The organism is Aeromicrobium stalagmiti (assembly GCF_013283745.1).
GTDB lineage: Bacteria > Actinomycetota > Actinomycetes > Propionibacteriales > Nocardioidaceae > Aeromicrobium > Aeromicrobium stalagmiti.
This window is the reverse complement of the sequence record NZ_JABSTZ010000004.1, coordinates 54,178-75,063: the sequence shown is the minus strand read 5'-3', so window position 1 is coordinate 75,063 and position 20,886 is coordinate 54,178. Positions and strand designations below refer to the sequence as shown.

Below are 20,886 nucleotides of genomic sequence, written 5' to 3'. Positions count from 1 at the left end.
GCCGCGACAGTACCAGAACCAGTGCTGGAGTACAGTTGCTCGTACACCAATGGAGGAGGACCCCATGCCGGCCGAACGCCACATGCCGACCCCGGAGTCGCGGGACCTGATCGAGCTCACCCGCGAGATCGTGGCCAAGGAGCTGCGTCCCCGTATCGCGGAGATCGACGCCCGTGAGGAGTTCCCTCGTGACCTGTTCCGCACGTTGGGTCGTGCGGGGTTGATGTCGTTGCCCTATCCGGAGGAGCTGGGCGGTGGTGGTCAGCCGTACGAGGTGTATCTGCAGGCGTTGGAGGAGATCGCGTCGGCGTCGGCGTCTGTCGGGGTGGGGGTCAGCGTGCATGCGTTGTCGTGCTTCGGGCTGTTCACCGCGGGCACGCAGGAGCAGAAGCAGCGGTGGCTGCCCGAGATGTTGTCGGGTGACCTGCTGGGGGCGTACTGCTTGTCGGAGGCGCATGCGGGTTCTGATCCGGCGGCGATGCGGACGCGTGCGACCCGGGTGGGTGACGAGTACGTCATCAACGGGGCGAAGGCGTGGACCACGCATGGTGGCAAGGCCGACTTCTACAAGGTCATGGCCCGCACGTCCGACGACGGTGGCCGGGGGATCTCGTGCTTCCTGGTGCCGGCGGACACGCCGGGGCTGACGGCCGACAACCCTGAGCAGAAGATGGGCCTGATGAGCTCGACGACGGCCACGATGCTGTTCGACGACGTCCGGATCCCTGTCGAGCGTCGTCTCGGCGACGAGGGGCAGGGTCTCCCGATCGCGTTGGCCGGCCTCGACGCGGGGCGCCTGGGCATCGCGGCGGTCGCCACGGGTCTGGCGCAGGAGGCGCTGGACGTCGCGGTGCAGTACGCCAAGGAGCGTGAGACGTTCGGCAGGGCGATCATCGACCACCAGGGACTCGCGTTCGTGCTGGCCGACATGGCCGCGGCGGTGGAGTCCGCGCGGGCGACGTACCTGGCGGCCGCGAGGCTCAAGGACGCCGGTCACCGCTTCTCACGGCAGGCGTCGATCGCCAAGATGGTGTGCACCGACAACGCCATGAAGGTCACGACCGACGCCGTGCAGGTCCTCGGTGGCGCCGGCTACACCAAGGACTTCCCCGCCGAGCGGTTCATGCGCGAGGCCAAGGTCATGCAGATCTTCGAGGGCACCAACCAGATCCAGCGACTCGTCATCAGCCGCGACCTCGCACGCTGACCCCCTCCACACACCTCCCGACCCACACACGACTAGTTCCACAGAAGCAGGAGAACCATGCAGCTCAACGACACCGCCGCGATCGTCACCGGCGGAGCATCAGGCCTCGGCGCCGCGACCGCCCTCGCGCTCGCCGGCCGGGGCGCAGCCGTCTACGCGATCGACCTCGCGTCGTCGATCGACGACGCGCCGGCCGTCGACGGCGTGACCTACCTGGTCGCCGACGTCACCGACGAGGCCCAGGTCCGCTCCGCCGTCGCGACCGCCAACGAGGGCGCACCGCTACGCACCGTGGTCAACTGCGCCGGCATCGGACCGTCAGCCCGGATCCTCGGGCGCGGCGGCGTCCACGACCTGGCCCTCTACGCCAAGATCGTGCAGATCAACCTCGTCGGCTCCTTCACCGTCCTGGCCCTCGCCGCCGAGGCGATCGCCCAGACCGACCCCGACGACAACGGCCAGCGCGGCGTGATCGTCAACACCGCCTCGATCGCCGCCTACGACGGACAGATCGGCCAGGTCGCCTACGCCTCGTCCAAGGGCGGCATCGTCGGCATGACCCTGCCCGCGGCCCGCGACCTCGCCCAGCACGGCATCCGTGTCTGCACGATCGCACCCGGCATCGTCAACACCCCGATGCTCGCCACCGTGTCCGAGGAGTTCCGCGCTGGCCTCGCCGCCGGCGTCCCGTTCCCCCAACGCCTGTGCGAACCGGCCGAGTACGCCCAGCTCGTCACGATGATCATCGACCACGACTACCTCAACGGCGAGACCATCCGCATGGACGGCGCCCTCCGCATGGCACCCCGCTAGTCGGACGCCGACGGACGGTAGGACGTCAGCATCAGGAGGCCGGCTGCGGCCGCCCCGCCCACCGCGGCGGCGACGGCCCAGCCGGCACCGGCCAGGTCGAGGCCGACGGCATGGTCGAGCGACCACTCACCCGGTCCGAGCGCAGCGATCGCCACGGCGACCATCGCGACCAGCACGGTGTACTCCCAGCCGCCCTTGAACACGAAGTAGCCCTTGCCCCGGTGGTCGGTGAACGTCGCGACCAGCATGAGGCCGACGAACGCCATGGCCGCCAGGCCGTTGAGCAGGCCGAGCGTCATGAGGACGCCCGCGCCGATCTCGTTGAGCGGCGCGATGCGGGCGTGCAGCCAGGCAGGTCGCAGGCCGAGGCTCTCGAACCAGCCCTGGGTGCCGGCGAGGCCCCCGGCGCCGAACACCTTGTTCCAGCCGTGCAGCACCAGCATGGGGCCCAGCGAGAGCCGCAGGATCAGCAGCCCGAGGTCGATCTCGTGCTCGGACATGGGCCCCACTCAGTGGTGGGCGGGAGCCTTGTCGCCCGTCGTCGCCAGCTCGGTGCTGGGCGGCGGGGGCACGTAGTTGTTGCGTGCGGTCATCAGGCCGAACAACGCGACGAGGATGAACAGGCCGACCGTGCTGCCACCGAACAGGATCAGCAGGTCGAGGCGGCTCTTGTCCGGACCCTCGGGCCAGGCGTCGCTGGCCGGGGCATCGGCGAGGGCCGCGCCGGACCCGACGACGAACATGACCACGAACGAGAGCGCGACAGCGAGCACGCGAGCAGGAGTCCTCATGGTCCCCATCGTATCCACCCGTAGGCTGGAGCAATGCTTGACCTCGACCTGTCCTCCTTCGACGTCAGCTGGGACGTACCCGCCGGCAAGGCGTACGGCTGGTTCGTCGAAGCCCCGCTCTCCATCATCCTGACGATCGTCGTCGGGCTCGCGTTCCGCTGGTTCGTCTGCCGATCGATCGACCGGCTCGTCAAGCGCGCCGGTCAGGGCGCCGTCCCCGGCATGATCGCCAACACCAAGGCCGGCGAGCTGCTCGCCGAGATGCGACCCGGCAGCAACGCACGCCGGCACCAGCGGGCCGAGACGATGGGCTCGGTCCTCAAGAGCATCGTCACCGGTCTCACCTTCGGCGTCGTCGCGGTCATGGTGCTGGCCAAGATGAACGTCGAGGTCGCCCCGATCATCGCCAGCGCCGGCATCGTCGGCGTCGCGCTGGGCTTCGGTGCCCAGAACCTCGTCAAGGACTTCCTGTCGGGCGTCTTCATGATCCTCGAGGACCAGTACGGCGTGGGCGACACCGTCGACCTCGGTGAGGCGACCGGCACGGTCGAGGCCGTCGGCCTGCGCGTCACGCGGCTGCGCGACGTCAACGGCACCGTCTGGTACGTCCGCAACGGCGAGATCCTGCGCGTCGGCAACCAGAGCCAGAACTGGGCTCGCACGGTCCTCGACGTCACGGTGACCTACGAGACCGACCTCGACCGCGTGCAGGACATCCTCCAGAAGGTCGCGACGACGACCTACGAGGAGGAGGCGTTCCACAACGTCATCATCGAGCCGCCCGAGGTCTGGGGCGTCGAGCGGTTCGACAAGGACGGCGTGGTCGTCCGCCTCGTGCTCAAGACGGCACCGGCCCAGCAGTGGCTCGTCGCGCGGGCGATGCGTCAGCGCATCAAGGCCGAGTTCGACCGTGCGGGCATCAAGATGCCGACGACCTTCCCGACCGTCCACATCGATGGAGAGGCCTGAGATGGCATCGACCGACCAGCCGACCTTCTACGAGGCGATCGGCGGGCACGACACGATCAAGCTCATCGTCGACACCTTCTACGACGGCGTCGCGACCGACGAGCTGCTGCGTCCGCTCTATCCGGAGGAGGACCTCGGTCCGGCCAACGAGCGGTTCCGGATGTTCCTCGAGCAGTACTGGGGCGGCCCGACGACGTACTCCGAGCAGCGCGGCCACCCTCGCCTGCGCATGCGGCACGCCCCGTTCGAGGTGACGCCCGAGGCCAAGGACCGGTGGCTGCTGCACTTCCGCGAGGGCCTCGACAAGGCCGCCCTGTCCCCCGAGCACGATGCGGAGTTCTGGGCCTACGCCCAGCACGCGGCGCAGTTCATGGTGAACACCGCGTCCTGAGCGGTCAGTCCTGCGGGACGAGAGTGGCGAGCTCGGCCTTCTCGTCGTCGGAGAGCCGGCGAGAGCGCTGTGCCTCGAGGTCGAAGCCGACGAGCGTCGTCCGGCACCGGGCGACGACCTCGTCGCCGTCGGCGATCTGCGACTCGATCGTGACCGAGGAGCCGCCGATGCGGGTGACCCAGTTGACCGACTCGAAGGGTTCACGCCGCCAGGTGATCGGGCGGCCGTACTCGACCTCGACGTGCGCCGCGACGAACCGCCCGGGCGACATCGAGGTCAGCGCCGCCGCGATGGCCGGGATACGGCTCTCCTGGAACAGCTCGAACATCTTGTCCGTCCGGACCGACCCCGTGGCGTCGAGGTCGCTGCGGCGGAGCAGGAGCGGCGAGGCGGCCCCGGGGCCGCGGGCCGGCAGCTGCGCCGGGCGATCGGCGAGCTCGGTGACGACCCGCGCGAAGTCCTGCTCGGCGCCGGCCGGCCTGATCCGCTGGGTGAGCTCGCTCCCCGAACGCACGGACCGCACCTGGACCGGGCGGCGGCTGAGCAGGATCGGTCGCAGGAAGTCGACGCCGATGCGGACCGGACGCTCCTCGGCGCCGATCAGGCCGTCGTCGACCAGCAGGGCCCGGCTCTCGGCGGCGTAGTCGAGGTAGACGACGTTGTTGACGTGGTTGAGCGAGTCGAGGTCGGCCCACCGCATCGGCAGCTCGTGCAGGGTCTCGTCGGTCACGCGACCTCCTGCGTCTCGACCAGGCCCGTCATGCTGGCGCGTTCCTCGTCCGTCAGACGACGCGGCTTCTGGGTCTCGATGTCGAACGGCATGTGCACCGATGATCCCCTCGCGTGGACCGTGCCGCCGCGCAGGATGTCGGACTCGATCATCACGAGGGCGCCGGTGACCTTGGTGAGGCGGGAGCGGACCGTGCACTCGGTCTCGCTCCAGGCCAGCGGCGGTCCGACCTCGAGCGTCATGCGCCCGAGCGCCAGGGCGCCGTCGAGCATCGCGTCACGGTGGCGTGCGGCGAATCGCGCGCGTCCCTCCTGCAGCAGCTCGAAGATCCCGGCGACGGTCGCGTCGCCGTGAGCGTCCAGATCGCTGCGCCGCAGGCGCCCCGGCTCGTCATGACCCCGTCCGGTGCCGGGCTCGAGCGTCGCAGGAACCCCGAAGGTCGTCGTGACGCGCGCGTAGACGACCCTCCGGTCGCCGTCGCGGGAGCAGACCTCCTGCTCCAGGACGTCGCCCGTGCGCGTCGACTCGACCAGGGCCGGCCGCCGCGTGAACAGCAGCGGCCGCTGGAACGCGACCGTCACCGCGACGGGGCGCTCCTGCGGACCGACGACACCGGCGTCGACGAGCGCGGCCTGCGACTCGACGGCGTAGTTGACGTAGGAGACGTTGTTCAGGTGCTTGTTGGGGTCCAGGTCCGTCCAGCGGACGGCCAGCTCGTGGGAGTGCACCGCACCATGATGGCAGTCAGGCGCTGGCGGTCTCGTCGATCTCCATGATGGGGTCGCCCTCCTGGACGATCTGCCCCAGCTCGACGAGGATCTTGCTGACGTGTCCACCCTGCTGGGCGACGAGCGGGATCTCCATCTTCATGGACTCCAGCACCGCCAGGACGTCGCCGGCTCCGACCTGGTCACCCTCCCGGGCGACGATCTTCCAGACGTTCGAGACGATCTCTGCGCGCGCGAGGAACATCACTCACCCGACCCGTGGGTCAGCATGCGCAGCGCGCCGATCATCCGGTCGCGGGTCTCCTCGGGGTGGATCACGTCGTCGACGATCCCCGCCTCGGCGGCGAGGTACGGCCGTGCGACCTCCTCGCGGTAGACCGCCGCGAGCTCGTCGCGCAGGACGGTGGGCTCCTCGGCCTCCTTGAGCGCACGACGGTGCAGCAGCGCGACCGCGCCACCGGGACCCATCACCGCGATCTCTGATCCCGACCAGGCCCAGTTGGCGTGGGCACCGAGCGACGCCGATCCCATCGCGATGTAGGCGCCGCCGTACGACTTGCGGACGACGACCGTGAGCTTGGGGCTCTTGGTGTCGACGTAGGCCTTGAGGAGCTTGGCGCCATGCGTGATGACGCCTCGCCCCTCCTCGACCGTGCCGGGCAGGAAGCCGGGCACGTCGACGAACGTCAGGACGGGCAGGTCGAACCGGCCGCAGAACTCCACGAACCGGGCCGCCTTGACCGACGCCTTCGAGTCGAGGATGCCGCCGCGGGCGTTGGGCTGGTTGGCCAGGACGCCGACGGCATGGCCGTCGATCCGGGCGAACAGCGTCAGGATGCTCGGCGCGTGGGTCGGCATGAGCTCGAGCCGTGCCCCGTTGTCGAGCACGCCGTCGAGCAGCTTGTTCATGTCGAAGACGATGCTGGACTTCTCCGGCACCAACGTCGGGAGCGCGGCTGCCGCGTGGGGGTTGGCCGGCACGGAGTCGTGACGCTTCTGCTTGCCACCCTTGTGGGTCGGCAGGAACGAGAGCAGCAGGCGCGTCGCGTCGAACGCCTCCTCCTCGCTGTCGACCTCGAGGTGGGCGACGCCGCTGACCCGGGTGTGCAGCGCCGAGCCGCCGATGTCCTCGGCCGAGGCGTCCTCCCCCGTGGCTGCCTTGACGATGTCGGGGCCGGTGAGGAACATCTGGCCCTGCTCCTTGACCATGACGGTCCAGTCGGTCAGCGCCGGCGAGTAGGCCGCGGCGCCGGCGCAGGGGCCGAGGATCAGGGAGATCTGCGGGATGCGGCTCTGCGCCTCGATGTTGAGGGCGAAGATGCCGCCACACCCGTGCAGGGCGAAGATCCCGTCGTGGATGCGCGCGCCGCCCGAGTCGTTGATGTAGACGATCGGGTAGCCCTTGTCGATCGCGAACCGCTGGGCCTTCTGGATGCTCTCGGCCATGACCGCGCCGATCGCGCCCGAGGCGACGGCGGCGTCATGGGAGACGACGACGACCGAGTGGCCGTCCGTCGTTCCCCATCCCGCGACGACACCGCTGCCCGCTCCGGCGCCCGCCGAGCGCATCGGCGTCATCTCGACGAAGCTGCCCTCGTCGACCAGCATCTCGGCGCGTTCGCGGGCGGTGTAGACCCTCTTGCCCTTGGGATCGACGCGGGCGAACCGGGCGGTGCGGCGCTGCGTGAGCACCTCTCGCTGATCGGCTGGTGCTGCTGCTTCGACAACCGCGGGGTGATCGAGCTTCGACACGTCGACTCCTAAACATGAGGTTTTCCTCAACTATACACAAAGATGAGGAATCCCTCATCTTTGCCGACACGATCTCGGCCGTGATCTCGCGCACCACCGGGGTGCTGCGCTACCGTGCAACTAAGCAAGCGCTTAGAACGCCACCTGGAGGAGAACACCGTGACTGAATCCCGCACCGCGATCGTGACCGGCGCAGCCCGAGGCATCGGCGCAGCCGTCGCCCAGCGACTCGCCGCCGACGGCTTCAAGGTCGCCGTCGTCGACCTCGACGCCGCCGCGTGCGCGACGACCGTCGACGCCATCACCGCGGCCGGTGGCACCGCCCTCGCCGTCGGCGCCGACGTCAGCAACGAGGAGCAGGTCTCCGCAGCGTTCGACACGATCGTGGACGGCCTCGGCGCCCCTACCGTCCTGGTCAACAACGCCGGCATCCTGCGCGACAACCTGCTGTTCAAGATGACCGTGGAGGACTGGGACCTCGTCATGGGCGTCCACCTGCGCGGCTCGTTCCTGATGAGCAAGTACGCCCAGAAGCACATGACCGAGGCGGGCTACGGCCGCATCGTCAACCTGTCCAGCACGTCGGCCCTCGGCAACCGCGGCCAGGCCAACTACTCCGCCGCCAAGGCCGGCCTGCAGGGCTTCACCAAGACCCTCGCGATCGAGCTCGGCAAGTTCGGCATCACCGCCAATGCCATCGCGCCCGGGTTCATCCAGACCGACATGACGGCCGCGACCGCCGCCCGGATGAAGGTCGACTTCGACGACTTCATCAAGTACAGCGCCGAGCAGATCCCCGTCCAGCGCGTCGGCCAGCCCGATGACATCGCCCACACGGCGGCCTTCCTCGTCAGCGAGGGTGCGGGCTTCGTGTCCGGCCAGGTCATCTACGTCGCCGGCGGACCGAAGGACTGACCGCCCCATGACCGATCCCCAGGGGCTCGACACCGCGGTCGTGGCGGACTGGCTGGCCCAGCAGTCGCCCGACGCCGTCGCCGGCCCGTTCGAGGCGAGCCTCATCACCGGCGGCAAGTCCAACCTGACCTACCTGGTCACCGACGGCGCGCACGACTACGTCGTCCGGCGTCCGCCCCTGGGGCACGTCCTGGCCACGGCGCACGACATGGCGCGGGAGTACCGCGTCATGGCGGCGCTGGCCCCCACCCCGGTGCCCGTGCCGCGCATGGTCGCGCTGTGCGAGGACACCGAGGTCATCGGCGCGCCGTTCTACGTCATGGAGCGGGTTCCCGGCACGGCGTACGCCCGCGCCACCCAGCTCGAGGCACTCGGCGCCGACCGCACCCGCGCGATCACCGAGCGCATGGTCGACACCCTCGTGGCGCTGCACGCCGTCGACCACGAGGCGGTCGGCCTCGGCGACTTCGGACGTCCTGACGGCTACATCGGACGTCAGGTCTCGCGCTGGAAGAAGCAGCTGGCCGCGTCGACCAGCCGCGAGCTGCCCGGCATGGACGAGCTCGTCGCCTACCTCGACGCCAACATCCCGGCCAGCGGCGACGGGACGATCGTCCACGGTGACTTCCGGCTCGACAACCTGCTGGTCGACACCGATCCTGCCTCCGGGCAGGACGAGGTCACGGCGGTCCTCGACTGGGAGATGAGCACCCTGGGCGACCCGCTCAGCGACGTCGCGCTGATGCTCGCCTACCAGCAGCTGGGCGAGTCCGCTCCCCCGTCGGAAGGCGCAGTGGTCACCGACGCCCCCCTGGCAGCCGGCTACCTCGGGCGCGAGGAGACCATCGCCCGCTACGCGGCCGGGTCCGGGCGCGACGTGAGCGACATCGGCTTCCACCTCTCGCTGGCGTTCTTCAAGCTCGCCGTGATCCTCGAGGGCATCCACTTCCGCCACTCCCACGGGCAGACGGTCGGCAGCGGCTTCGACGGCATCGGCGACATGATCATTCCGTTGATCGACGCGGGACGCGCCGCTTCACGCTAGGGTTGCGCGGGTGACGGCCGAGATCCTCGAACCCCGGCGCCGCCCGACGCAGGAGCGCAGCCACCGCAAGTTCGACCACCTGCTCCAGGTGTCTCGCGACCTCCTGCTCGACGTCGGCTTCGAGTCGTTCACCTGCGAGGAGGTCGCCAACCGGGCCGAGCTCCCGATCGGCACGCTCTACCAGTTCTTCCAGAACAAGTACGTCATCGTGTGCGAGCTCGACCGGGTCGACGCCGTCGCCGTCCGCCTGGAGCTGCAGAGCTTCGCCGACGCGATCCCCACCCTCGACTGGCTGAAGTTCCTCGACCGGCTCGTCGACCACATGGCGGCGCTGTGGGTCGGCGACCCGTCCCGCCGCGCCGTGTGGCTCGCGGTGCAGTCGACCCCGGCCACCCGGGCCACGGCCGCGGTCACCGAGAAGGAGCTGGCAGCCGAGGTCGCCCGCTTCCTGGCGCCGCTCACGCCCGACACACCCCGCGAACGCCGCACGATCATGGCCGAGGTGCTCGTCCACGTCGTCTACTCGATGCTCAACTTCTCGATCCGCGATGGCCAGGAGCACAGCGAGTCGATCATCGAGCTCAAGCGGCTCCTGGCGTCCTACCTCCTCAGCGCCGAACGTTCCTGACCCCCCACCCGCTGCGGTTTACCACGGTCCCTACGCAAACTGAAGGGGGCGGACGGGCCGCCCGGGGCAAAGATCGTCCGCCCGAGGGAGATTGTCCTCGGGAGGACGACGGCTCCCCCGGGAGGACGCCCGTCCACAGCACGGTCGACCGTACCGCCCGTCCACAGCCCCGCCCCGGGGCATGGCCGCGCGGCACACCGGGCGTCCACCCTGACGTGCATGGATGACCTCACCCCCATCGCCGAGGCCAACGGCGGCTACCTCATGCGACACCAGCTCAACGACCTCGGACTCCACGACGCGGCGATCCGCCATGCCGTGCGCGCGGGCGTGCTGCTGCGCGTCCGGCACGGCACCTACGTCGTCAAGGCCGTCTGGGACCTGCTGAGCGACTCCCAGAGACATGCGACCCTGACACGGTCGCTGCTCGACAAGCTCGGCCCGAACGTCGTCGCCACCCACCAGTCGGCCGCCGCGCTCCACGGCTTCGACCTCTTCGGCAACGACCTGGGCCTCATCCACGTGACCCGCCTCGACGGGCACCGTGGCCGGCGCGAGGCGGGTGTCGTCTTCCACGAGGGCCGTCTCGAGGACGAACAGATCGTCGACGTCGAGGGGCGTCAGGTCGTCGCGCCCGCCCGTGCCGTCTTCGAGACCTGCACGCTGGCCGGCACCGAGGGCGGCATGGTCGTCGCCACCTCGGCGATGCGGTCGGGCACCGTGTCACGGGAGCAGCTCGACGAGGAGGCTCGCGCGTTCGACCACTGGCCGGGCACCCGCGTCGCCCGACTGGCGATCCGACTGGCGGATCCGCGGCTCGAGACGGTCGGCGAGGTCCGTTCGCTCCACCTGATGTGGCGTCACGGCATCCCGCACCCCGAGCTCCAGTGGACGGTCACCGCCGACGACGGCACCGTCATCGCCCGGACCGACTTCGCGTGGGTCGAGGCACGTCACACCGGTGAGTTCGACGGCATGGCCAAGTACGGCCGCCTCAATCCGTACGTCACCGACCCCGGTCGGACGATCGAGAAGGAGAAGGTCCGGGAGGACGCGGTGCGTGGGCAGCTGCTCGGCATGACCCGCTGGGTGTGGGCCGACCTCGCGCCGAGACACCAGGGCGCCACTGCCCAGCGCATCCGCGCCGGTCTCGCGCAGTCCGCGAAGCTCTACACGCGCAACGCCCGCACGATCGCCTGACTCCGCCCGAGGCATCCGTCGTCCGCCCGTGGCATCTTTCCCCCGGGAGGATGACGTTTGCCCCGGGCGGTCCGTCCGCCCCCTTCAGTTTGCGTAGGGACCGTGGTAAACCGCGCGGGGTCAGGGGCGGGAGAGGATGACGTACGCGATCGCGTAGTCCCCGTCGTGGCTGAGCGACACCTCGAGCGCGTGACCCGTCAGGTGCCGGGCCACCTCGCCGTGCAGGCGGATGCGCGGACGTCCCCAGGCGTCGGAGACGAGCTCGATCAGGTGGTGCACGCGCTCGTCCATGACCGGCGCCTCGCCGAAGATCGAGGCCGACCAGGCCTTGATCACGGCCTCCTTGGCCCCCCACCGAGCGGCGAAGTGACGCGCAACGTCGGAGGGATGACTCTGCGCGTCACTCCGCTCCCCGGGAAGGAACGCGGCGGCGAAGCCGGTGCCGGGTCGTTCCAGCTGGTCCGCGAACGAGGGAACGTGGACCAGATCGACACCGACACCGACGACCGTCACTGGCAGGCGACGCCGTAGTAGGCGCCGTCCTCCCCGAGCCGTGCCTGCGGATCCAGGAGCATGCCTGCCTCCCGCTTCCGCACTCCCTCGCTGCCGAGACGACGGTCCGCCGGGCGCTCGTACAGGGAGGGGCCCCCGTACATCGCCCGGACGATCCGCATCCGGCCCTCGATGGCACGGGCCTGCGCACGCTCGGCGTACGCATCACGGTCCGCGGCCGGCAAGGTCGCGAGGAATGCCTGGGGGTGCACGATCGCCAGCAGGCCGGCGACGTGACCGAAGCCGAGGCTCGTGACGAGCCCGGCCTTGAGCTGACCGGTCGCGAGCGGCTCCCGCAGCCACACGAGGTGCTCGTGCTCGGCGAGGTCGTCCATGACGCAGTCGAGGCTGCGGTTCGGCGGGATGACGCCGCCCGCGAGCACCTGGCAGAGGCCGATGATCTGGAACGCGGCCGCGCCACCCTTGGCGTGACCGGTGAGGGTCTTCTGCGAGATGACGAACAGCGGGTTGCCGTCGCTGCGACCGATCGCGCCCGCGAGCCGCTCGTGCAGCTCGGACTCGTTGCGCTCGTTGACGCCCGTCGAGGTGTCGTGCTTCGACAGGACGGCGACGTCGTCGGCGGTGAGGCCGAGCGTCTTCAGCGACTTCGCGAGCGCCGACTCACGGCCACCGAGACCGGCCGCCAGCGCGCCGATGCCGGGCGCCGGGATCGATGTGTGGACGCCGTCCGCGAACGATCCGGCGTAGGCCACGACGCCGAGGACCGGCAGCCCCATGCGAGCCGCGACGTCGCCGCGCGCCAGCAGGATCGTGCCGCCGCCCTGCGACTCGACGAACCCGCCGTAGCGACGGTCGTTGCCGCGGCTGAAGTAGCGGTCCTCGAGGCCCTTGGCCCGCATCGCGGCCGAGTCGGCGGTGGCCGACATGTCCGCGAAGCCCACGATGCCCTCGACGCTCAGGTCGTCGAAGCCGCCCGACACGACGAACTCCGCCTTGCCGAGCCGGATCTTGTCGACGCCCTCCTCGACCGAGACGGCCGTGGTGGCGCACGCGGCGACCGGGTGGATCATCGCGCCGTACGACCCGACGTACGACTGCACGACGTGGGCGGCGATGACGTTCGGCAGCGCCTCTTGGAGGATGTCGTTGGCCTTGCTCTCACCGAGCAGGGTGTCGAGGTAGAGCGACTGCATCGACTGCATGCCGCCCATGCCGGTGCCCTGCGTGTTGGCGACGAGCGCGGGGTGGACCCAGCGCATCAGCTCCGACGGCGTGAAGCCGCTGGAGAGGAACGCATCGACGGTGCAGATCAGGTTCCAGAGCGCCACGCGATCGATCGACTCGACCATCTCGGCCGGGACGCCCCACACCGTGGGATCGAACCCGGTCGGGATCTGGCCGCCGACCGTGCGGGTCAGCTGCATCCGACGCGGCACCCGGATCTCGGTGCCGGCCTTGCGGGTCACGGTCCAGTCACCGTCTGCCGAGGCGGCGATGACGGTGCGCTCCGGGTCGGCGTCGCGCAGGGCGCGCGCCTCCGCCTCGTTGCTGACCGTGAACGACAGGTCCTTGTCGAGGTAGACCGACGTGAGCAGCGGAGCCGCGTTGTCGACCATGGTGCCCTCGTCGACGTAGCGACGGATGCCGACCGCCTCGCGGACCGTCTCCTCGTAGCGCTCCACGAGGTCCGCCTCGTCGACCTTCTCCTGGGTGGCCGTGTCGAACCAGCCGCCGCCCTGCTCGTCCCAGCTGACCAGGCCGGTCGACCAGGCGAGCTCGAGGACGCCGGCGGCCGACAGCTGGTCGGACACCTCCACCTCGAACCGGGTGCGTGCGGAGCCGTAGGGGCCGAGCTCGCCGGCACCCACGATGACCACGAGGTCCTCGGGTCGGGCCTCGATGTCGGCCCAGTCGAGCTGCTCGACCCGGTCGAGCTGCGCGGGCGACGGGGCCAGAGCCGTGATCGTCACGGTCTCGTCGTCCGCCGGGGCGGCAGGACGCTCGATGCCCTCGGCGAGCGCCTTCATGTCGATCTTCGTGCCGCCGAGCCCACCGGTGAGGTCGACCGTGACGGGCTCGGTGCGCGCAGCCGTGCGGGCCGCGGACTCGCAGGTCTCGAGCAGCGCGGCGGCCATGCCGTCCGGCGTCCAGGTGCGGACACCGGCCGCCTCGACCGCCTCGACGAGGGGGTCGTTGGCACCCATCAGCCCGGTGCCACGCACCCAGCCGATGATCGCGTGGGCCAGGGTGACCCGCTCGCCCCACGTACGCTCCGCGGACCAGCGGGCGACGAGCGCGTCGAGTGCCGCCTTCGCCTCGCCGTAGCCGCCGTCGCCGCCGAACATGCCGCGGTTGGGCGATCCCGGCAGGACGACGTGCAGCGTCGCGTCGATGTCGTGGTCCTGGCCGTGGGCGGACAGGGCGCCGATGAGGCGCTCGACCGACCACAGCAGGATGCGCATGTCGACCTCGGTGCGGCTGCCGGCATCCGTCAGGTCACCGGCCACCCGTCCTGCGGCGAAGGGGAACAGCAGCGTCGGCGTCATCGCCGGCTTGAGCACGCTCGTCGCGCCGGCCCGGGTCTGGGTCTGCTCCGAGCTGATCCAGTCCGAGAGCGCATCGACGTCGGCGAACGACGCCATGTTGGCCGGCACGACCCACAGAGCCGCACCGTGGACGGCGTGCGTCCGGTAGAGCTGCTTGAAGAACGCGAGCTTGGCCGGGCCGAGACCCGACGTCGTCGCGACGACCGTCGCGCCGCCGGCGAGCAGCTGGCCGGCGATGCCGGCAGCGATCGATCCCTTGCTGGCGCCGGTCACCACGGCCAGGTCGTCGGCCCACTGGCCGGACGTCGTCGCGGTCGCGTCGACGGCGATCTGGCGGAACCGGTCGGCCAGCACCTGGTCGTCCACGTGCGTCGACCACCAGGTGGCCTGCGCAGCGACGACGGCACCCGCGCCGACGAAGGAGGCGTCGACCGTGTCGCCGTGCGCGAGCCGCGCGAGGTCCTCACGGGCGCTGGCCCACCGGTCGTCGAACAGCACGGCCTTGAGCGGGTCGAACGCCGGCGCGGTGAGCTTGGCCCAGTCGCTGCCGAGCTCGGACTCCACCCGGGCGAGGACGATCGCGTCGGCCTCGTCGGGCTCGACCGCCGTGGGCGCCTCGGTGAGACCGAGCTGGTCGAGCACCAGGCGCGCCGAGGACGCAAGCACGCCGTCGGGGCCGGTGATCTGGGCGGTGAACTCGCCCAGGGCGGCCGCGTCGATCGTGGCCTCTCCCCCACCGCTGGACGGCAGGTCGACGCTCACGCCGTGGCGCGCGCCGACGGCCTGGACGCTGGCGTCCACCGCGGCGTCGACGTCGGCACCCGACGAGATCGCGGTCAACGACCCGAACTCACCGCCGCGGACGCTCGAGCCGTCGCGGCTGGACATCGCGAGCTCGGTGAGCACGTGGCTCGCCCACCCCGGTCCGAGCTGCCAGACGTCGGTCACCCGCTCGGCGATGGCCGCCTGGCGCTTGCCCGTCGGGCCGAGCACCTTCTTGAGGTGATCTCCGAGGGCCTCGGTGAGGACCGGCCCGAAGGCCTTGTAGCCGCGCGCCAGCCCCTTGACCTGGGTGGACAGCGCCGGGATGACCGCGTCCGCGGCCCCGTCGATCGCGCCCAGGCCCAGCTCCCCACCGAGGTCGACGAGCAGCTGGTTGCGGCGGGACGAGGCCCCGTCGCACAGCGACTCGATCGAGTCGGCGGCGCCGATCTGGTCAAGGCGCATCTTGGTCCACCAGGCGATGAGCACCGACGTCGCATCAGCGGCGTCGAACGTCAGGTCGGCCGGACGCGGTCCGCTGGACGTGGCCGCGGCGGCCGCAGGCGCCGGCGCGGCGCTCGTCGAGGCGGCCGCGACGGTCTCGACGGGCGACTCGTCCTCGACGACCTGCTGCTCCTCGTCGGTCGAGAACACCGCGGCGTTGTCGCGCTCGAAGTTGAGCACCTGCACGGCGGGGCCGACACGGCCCGGCAGCTTGAGCGTCGACGACGCGAGGTTGGCGACCGTCGGCGACTGGCCGACCCCGATCTCGACGAAGCGCTCGACACCGAGCCCGCCGTCCTCGACCGGGGTGAAGAACAGGTCCTGCGTCTCGATCCAGCGCACCGGGCTGGCGAACTGCCAGGCCAGCAGCTCGATCAGGACGACGCGGCACAGCTCTCCGGGACGGCTGGCCCACGCGGCGTAGTCGGCGAGCACCTCGTCGAGCGGGGCGGACGGCACGAGATCGGCGATCTCCTGCAGGAACGCGCGGTCGAGCGTGAACGGGCGCGGCACCAGGTTGGGCACGTAGCGACCGGCCAGGATCGACGGGTCGATCGTGGCGGGCAGCAGCTCCTGCAGCCGCTCCCGGAAGTCCGGGACGCCGCTGTGCAGCACGGTGGAGTGGAACGGCACGTCGATGCCGGGCACCAGGATGAACGCGGCCTTGCCACCGAACTCCGCACGCCGCTTGGCGACCTCCGCCTCCAGCACCTCGAGGCCCTTGACGGTGCCCGCGATGGCGTACTGGGAGTCCTTGAGGTTGTAGTTGACGATCTGGAGGAACTCGCCGGTGCGGTCGGCGATGCCGTCGACGAACGCGGTGACGTCGGCGTCGGTCAGGCCGATCTGGGAGGGACGGATCGCCGCGAGACGGTAGTCGCTGCGTCCGGCGGCGTCGCGCGGGACGAGCCCGTGCATCACGGAGCCGCGCTGGAACACGACCTCGACGACGGCCTCGAGCGGGATGACGCCCGAGACGGCGGCCAGCGCGTTGTACTCGCCGACCGAGTGACCGGCCAGGATCGAGCCCTCGACGAAGCCTCCCGACTCGCGCAGCTCGGCCATCTGGGCCGCGCCGAGCACCGCCATCGCGACCTGCGTGAACTGGGTCAGGAACAGGACGCCGTCGGGGTGCTTGTGCGTGACACCGCGGGTGACGAGCGTCGTCGGGTTGTCGCGGACGACGGTGAGGATCGAGAAGCCGAGGGCCTCGCGGGTGTGCGCGTCGGCGCGGTCCCAGATGTCGCGAGCCGCCTTCGACCGCTGGTAGGCGGCCATGCCCATGCCGGGGTGCTGGATGCCCTGGCCCGGGAAGGCGTAGGCGGTGCGCGGCGCCTCGAGGCGGGCCGTCGCCGACATCACGACGTCACCCCCCGAGCGGACCGTCACGTCGACGACCTCGGCACCTTGGTCGAGGCCGACCCGGTCGGCGGAGATCGAGACCGTGGCGCCCGGCGCGAGCGGCGAGAGGAAGCGCGTGGTCCACCCTGTGATGCGGCGGCCCGAGACGACCTGCTGCGCGGCGGCCGAGATCCACATGCCGTGGACGATCCGGTCACCGAGGCCGGCGAGGCGGGCCGCGGCGACGCTGGTGTGGATCGGGTTGTGGTCGCCGGTGACAGCGGCGAACGCCCGCAGGTCGCTCGGCGCCACGACCGTGGCTGCACCGCGGGACTTGCGCGGGGTGTCGCGGACGTCGTCGCCCAGGGAGCCACCGGCACGAGCGGGGTCGGTCAGCTGGCCTGCACCCGTGCGTCCACGGATCGCGAAGCGCTCGCGCATCGTGGCGACGTCACCCGCGGGCGACGAGACCGTGACGTCGACGGCGACGACGCGACCGAAGTCGGTGTCCTCGATCGTGTCGAGCACCGACGAGATGACCAGGCGTGAGGGCGAGACCGGCAGCGAGCCGGTGAGCCGGATCGCGTGGTCGAGGTGGACCAGGTCGAGCATGCCCTCGATGACCGGCACGCCGTCTGTGGTCGCGGCGTCACCGAGCACGGCGAAGACCGACGGCCAGGCGAGGCCGACGAGCACGTCGGGAACGGGGTGGACGGGACCGTCCACGGCCGAGGTGGCCGCACCGGTCACACCGGCGTGGTCCGCGACGAGATCGGGGTCCCAGTCGACGGCGACGCCGGCGCGACCTGCCGTGACGACGGGCACGGCTCCACCGGCAGCACCGACGACGAGCGCACTCATCGCCTCGACAGCGCTGGCGGTCGTGACGACCGGGGCGGCGCCGACCAGCACGGTCTCGTCGACCGCGATGCGCAGCGTTAGGGGACGCGCCATCGGCACGGTCAGCTCGGCGGTGCGGGCATCGACCTGCACCAGGGCGGCGCCGGTCTCGGGGTGCTCGGCGCGCTGCGGGTCGACGATGACCCACTCGGAGCCGAGGCGGTGGACCGGGTTGCGGACGGTCCGACCGGCCCACACCAGGTCGGGCGCGGCGAGGACCAGCGAGAGCACCTCACCGGCGTCGTCGACGCGGCGGCGTCCGGCAACGCGCTGCGGCGACCGTCCGGCGGCGAGCAGCCCGTCGATCGTGGCGTCCTCGAAGCGGCGCAGCAGCTCGGCGACCGGCTCGTCGACCCGGTCGATGCCGGCGACGGAGACCGTGCCGGGGATGATGCAGACCTCGTCGGCGGCGTAGCGCGGGTCGTGCGCCTGCCAGAGCGAGTCAGAGCGCCACCAGCGCCGGACGTCCTGGTCGAGCACCGGCACGAAGTTGACCGGCTTGCCCGGGGTGCGGCACTGGTCGACGAAGAACAGCACGTCGGCCGGGTGCATGAGGACGGTCTCGGCCTGCGGGTAGGCGTCGAGCAGCGTCGCGATCGCGGACGCACCGTCGTCGACCAGGGAGGCATCGGCGAAGAGCGTCGCGATCTCGCCGCGATCGGCGTCGTTGAGGCGTGCCTCGGCGCGCTGCAGCATCGCCACGAAGCGACCGCGCAGCGTGACGTCGAGCCACGTCGGGGTGCCCGCGAGCTCGAGGTAGCGGGTGAGCCACTGGGCGTACGTCATGGTGTCGACGTCGCCGAAGTAGGGCTTGGCCGTGCGGTTGAGCGCGTCGATGATCTCGTCGCGGCGCTCGGCGACGGCGGTCGCGTCACCCGCGACCTCGTCGAGCAGTCGGCCGGTGCGCGAGGCGGTGTTGTCGATCTCGTGGATGTCCGCACCGAGCTGGCTGCGGCCCGAAGCCATGCCGCCCTTGGCGGTGCCCGCGCCGACCCACGTGCCGGTGCCGCGGGTCTCGACGAGCAGCTGCTTGACGGCCGGCGAGGTGGTCGCCTCGAGCGTCGCCATCGCCGCAGTGCCGACGAGGATGCCGTCGAGCGGCATGAGGGGGAAGCCGTGACGGCGGGCCCACTCGCCCGTGAGGTAGGCCGCAGCGACCTCGGGCGTGCCGATGCCACCGCCGACGCAGACCACGACGTTGTCGAGCGCACGCAGCTCGCCGTACGTCGCGATCAGCAGGTCGTCCAGCTCCTCCCACGAGTGGTGTCCGCCGGCCTTGCCGCCCTCGATCTGGACGTGGACCGGCGTCGGCGCGACGGCCTTGGCGATCGCGACGACCTGGCGGATCTGCTTGACCGTGCCGGGCTTGAACACGACGTGCGTGATCGCTGCCTCGCGGAGCTCCTCGACCAGGGCGACTGCCTCGTCGAGCTCGGGGATGCCGGCGGTCACGACGACGCCGTCGATCGGCGAGCCGGCGGCGCGGGCGCGCTGCACGAGACGCTTCTGCCCGAGCTGCAGCTTCCACAGGTAGGGGTCGAGGAACAGCGAGTTGAACTGGTAGGTGCTGCCCGGCGTGAGCAGCTCGTCGAGCTCGGCGACGTGACAGGCGAAGATCTCCTCGGTGACCTGTCCACCGCCGGCAAGCTCGGCCCAGAAGCCGGCGTTGGCCGCAGCCGCGACAATTTTCGGATCGACCGTGGTCGGCGTCATGCCGGCCAGCAGGATGGGCGACTTGCCGGTGAGGCGGGTGAACCGGGTCTCGGCGTGCAGGGTGCCGTCAGGCAGGGTGACGACGGTCGGCTCGTAGGCGGACCACGGCGTCGACGGACGCGGCGCAGCGCCCGCAGCGGTCAGCTCGCGGTGGCCGCGACGGGTGGTGGTGGCGATGACGCTGGCTCCGCGGATGCGCAGCTCGCGGGCGGACAGGCGGGCAGCGATGTCGCCGGGACCGAGGTCGAGGATCCACGACGCTCCGGCGTCCATGGCCTGCTCGAGCGACGCGACCCAGTCGACCGGGTCGACGATCGAGCGCAGGGTCAGCATGCGGGCCAGCTCGGCGTCGATGCCACAGGTCTCGGCCCAGGCCGCGACCAGGTCGGCCGCCTCGGCGAGATCCGGGTGGTGGAACGCCAGCTGGGCCGGCAACGGCTCGACCACGGGGGCGAACGGCGTCCCGCCGGTCGTCTTGCGATCGCGCTCGGCCTTCTCGGCGGCGGCGATCTCGTCGAAACGGGCCTCGACGACGCGCAGGCTCTCGGCGGGTCCCGACAGGACGACGCTGCGACGACCGTTGCGCAGGCGCGACACCACGCGCAGCGAGGACGGCAGATCGGCGAGGATCTCGTCGACGTGCTCAGGCACGACGTTCGAGACGCTGAGCATCGTCTGGCCGAGCAGGCCGCGGCGCCGACCGACGAGCTGGGCCGCGGCGCCGATCAGGCGGGCGACGGCGAGCAGCTCGACGTCGGGGACGCCGGCGAGCGACTGCGTCGCGAGGTAGCCCTGCGAGTGGCCGATGACCGCGGCGGGGGCGACCGCCTGCGGGTCGAGGCCCTGACGGTGCAGGGCGCGGATGCCGGCGAGCTGCGCGAGCAGGATGCCGGGCACCGACGCTCCGGGTGTATCCAGCACCTCGGAGGTCGGCAGCTGCGGGGCGTCGTCGTCCTCGGCCGACTCCGCGGAGGCGAGCACGTCGGCCCAGGCCAGCGGGGTGAACGTGACGCCGACGCGGGCGAGCTCGGTCGCGACCGGGGCGATGCGCTCCTCGGCCTGCGCCACGAGGGCCTCGAGCTCGGTGTCGAGGGCGAAGTCACGGATCAGACCGGCCAGCGGCTCGAGCCACGGCGCACCCTGGCCGCCGAAGCCGATCGCGTACGGCGTCCCGGCGAGGAGCCGGTCGACGAGCGCTCCGCGGCGCTCCTGGGCCGGCGTCGTCTGGTTCGTGGCAAGCGGGGTGTCGATCGTCGTCACGTGGTGTCCCTCGGTACAGCCGTCGCTGGATCGACGGTCGGTACCAGCCATCCTCCCAAAACATGAGGGATTCCTCAACTTTAATGCGAGGGTTTCCTCATGTTTCTGGTGTGGCGTGACTCACTCCCCCGACAGACGTCGGGCCCACCTCCCGCAGGAGATGGGCCCGATCATGTCG

Annotated in this window: 16 protein-coding genes; 8 read left to right on the top strand and 8 right to left on the bottom strand. The window is 71.0% G+C overall.

What is annotated here, in order from left to right; genetic code table 11:
- Nucleotides 1–64 precede the first annotated feature (64 nt).
- Both HQK15_RS15090 and HQK15_RS15085 read left to right on the top strand, forming a co-directional pair.
- Nucleotides 65–1,207 (top strand): acyl-CoA dehydrogenase family protein, encoded by a 1,143-nt coding sequence (locus tag HQK15_RS15090; protein ID WP_173492336.1) that lies wholly within the window; start codon nucleotides 65–67, stop codon nucleotides 1,205–1,207.
- 57 nt (nucleotides 1,208–1,264) lie between these two features.
- A complete protein-coding gene (locus HQK15_RS15085) occupies nucleotides 1,265–2,020 on the top strand; it encodes an SDR family NAD(P)-dependent oxidoreductase (protein ID WP_173492335.1) in 756 nt (251 codons plus the stop codon).
- Here the strand turns inward: HQK15_RS15085 and HQK15_RS15080 are convergent.
- The gene (locus HQK15_RS15080) at nucleotides 2,017–2,520 is read right to left on the bottom strand and encodes a DoxX family protein (RefSeq protein WP_173492334.1); all 504 of its coding nucleotides are present in this window, start codon (nucleotides 2,518–2,520) and stop codon (nucleotides 2,017–2,019) included. The genes HQK15_RS15085 and HQK15_RS15080 overlap by 4 nt on opposite strands.
- A gap of 9 nt (nucleotides 2,521–2,529) precedes the next feature.
- Nucleotides 2,530–2,811 (bottom strand): hypothetical protein, encoded by a 282-nt coding sequence (locus tag HQK15_RS15075; protein WP_173492333.1) that lies wholly within the window; start codon nucleotides 2,809–2,811, stop codon nucleotides 2,530–2,532.
- A 33-nt stretch (nucleotides 2,812–2,844) separates the two neighbouring features.
- Here HQK15_RS15075 and HQK15_RS15070 point away from each other — a divergent pair, with 33 nt between their 5' ends.
- Complete coding sequence (locus HQK15_RS15070) at nucleotides 2,845–3,780, top strand: mechanosensitive ion channel family protein (RefSeq protein WP_173492332.1); 936 nt, start codon at nucleotides 2,845–2,847, stop codon at nucleotides 3,778–3,780.
- 1 nt (nucleotide 3,781) lies between these two features.
- A complete protein-coding gene (locus HQK15_RS15065; protein ID WP_173492331.1) occupies nucleotides 3,782–4,171 on the top strand; it encodes a globin in 390 nt (129 codons plus the stop codon).
- A gap of 4 nt (nucleotides 4,172–4,175) precedes the next feature.
- On the opposite strand, the gene HQK15_RS15060 is transcribed toward HQK15_RS15065, so the two are convergent.
- Genes HQK15_RS15060 through HQK15_RS15045 form a run of 4 tightly spaced genes read right to left on the bottom strand, consistent with a single transcriptional unit; the run spans nucleotide 4,176 to nucleotide 7,381 of the window.
- Entirely contained in the window at nucleotides 4,176–4,901 is a 726-nt protein-coding gene (locus tag HQK15_RS15060) for a thioesterase family protein (protein ID WP_173492330.1), read from the bottom strand.
- Entirely contained in the window at nucleotides 4,898–5,629 is a 732-nt protein-coding gene (locus tag HQK15_RS15055) for an acyl-ACP thioesterase domain-containing protein (protein WP_173492329.1), read from the bottom strand. The genes HQK15_RS15060 and HQK15_RS15055 overlap by 4 nt, the downstream gene beginning before the upstream one ends.
- 16 nt (nucleotides 5,630–5,645) lie before the next feature.
- Nucleotides 5,646–5,873 (bottom strand): biotin/lipoyl-binding carrier protein, encoded by a 228-nt coding sequence (locus tag HQK15_RS15050; RefSeq protein WP_173492328.1) that lies wholly within the window; start codon nucleotides 5,871–5,873, stop codon nucleotides 5,646–5,648.
- Nucleotides 5,873–7,381 (bottom strand): acyl-CoA carboxylase subunit beta, encoded by a 1,509-nt coding sequence (locus HQK15_RS15045; RefSeq protein WP_367649205.1) that lies wholly within the window; start codon nucleotides 7,379–7,381, stop codon nucleotides 5,873–5,875. Before HQK15_RS15045 ends, HQK15_RS15050 begins: the two co-directional genes overlap by 1 nt.
- Nucleotides 7,382–7,540: 159 nt before the next feature.
- On the opposite strand from HQK15_RS15045, the gene fabG reads away from it, so the two are divergent.
- The 4 genes from fabG to HQK15_RS15025 all read left to right on the top strand — a co-directional run bounded on the left by fabG (nucleotide 7,541) and on the right by HQK15_RS15025 (nucleotide 11,169).
- The gene (gene fabG, locus HQK15_RS15040) at nucleotides 7,541–8,296 is read left to right on the top strand and encodes a 3-oxoacyl-ACP reductase FabG (RefSeq protein ID WP_173492327.1); all 756 of its coding nucleotides are present in this window, start codon (nucleotides 7,541–7,543) and stop codon (nucleotides 8,294–8,296) included.
- A gap of 7 nt (nucleotides 8,297–8,303) precedes the next feature.
- Nucleotides 8,304–9,341, top strand: coding sequence for a phosphotransferase family protein (locus tag HQK15_RS15035; RefSeq protein WP_173492326.1), 1,038 nt, complete (start codon nucleotides 8,304–8,306; stop codon nucleotides 9,339–9,341).
- A gap of 10 nt (nucleotides 9,342–9,351) precedes the next feature.
- On the top strand, nucleotides 9,352–9,969 hold the full coding sequence (locus HQK15_RS15030) for a TetR family transcriptional regulator (RefSeq protein WP_173492325.1): 618 nt from the start codon (nucleotides 9,352–9,354) through the stop codon (nucleotides 9,967–9,969).
- 219 nt (nucleotides 9,970–10,188) lie between these two features.
- A complete protein-coding gene (locus HQK15_RS15025; RefSeq protein ID WP_173492324.1) occupies nucleotides 10,189–11,169 on the top strand; it encodes a type IV toxin-antitoxin system AbiEi family antitoxin domain-containing protein in 981 nt (326 codons plus the stop codon).
- A 120-nt stretch (nucleotides 11,170–11,289) separates the two neighbouring features.
- Here the strand turns inward: HQK15_RS15025 and acpS are convergent, their stop codons facing one another.
- A complete protein-coding gene (gene acpS / locus HQK15_RS15020; protein ID WP_173492323.1) occupies nucleotides 11,290–11,682 on the bottom strand; it encodes a holo-ACP synthase AcpS in 393 nt (130 codons plus the stop codon).
- The gene (locus HQK15_RS15015) at nucleotides 11,679–20,708 is read right to left on the bottom strand and encodes a fatty acid synthase subunit beta domain-containing protein (RefSeq protein WP_367649204.1); all 9,030 of its coding nucleotides are present in this window, start codon (nucleotides 20,706–20,708) and stop codon (nucleotides 11,679–11,681) included. The genes acpS and HQK15_RS15015 overlap by 4 nt, the downstream gene beginning before the upstream one ends.
- Nucleotides 20,709–20,886: the final 178 nt, after the last annotated feature.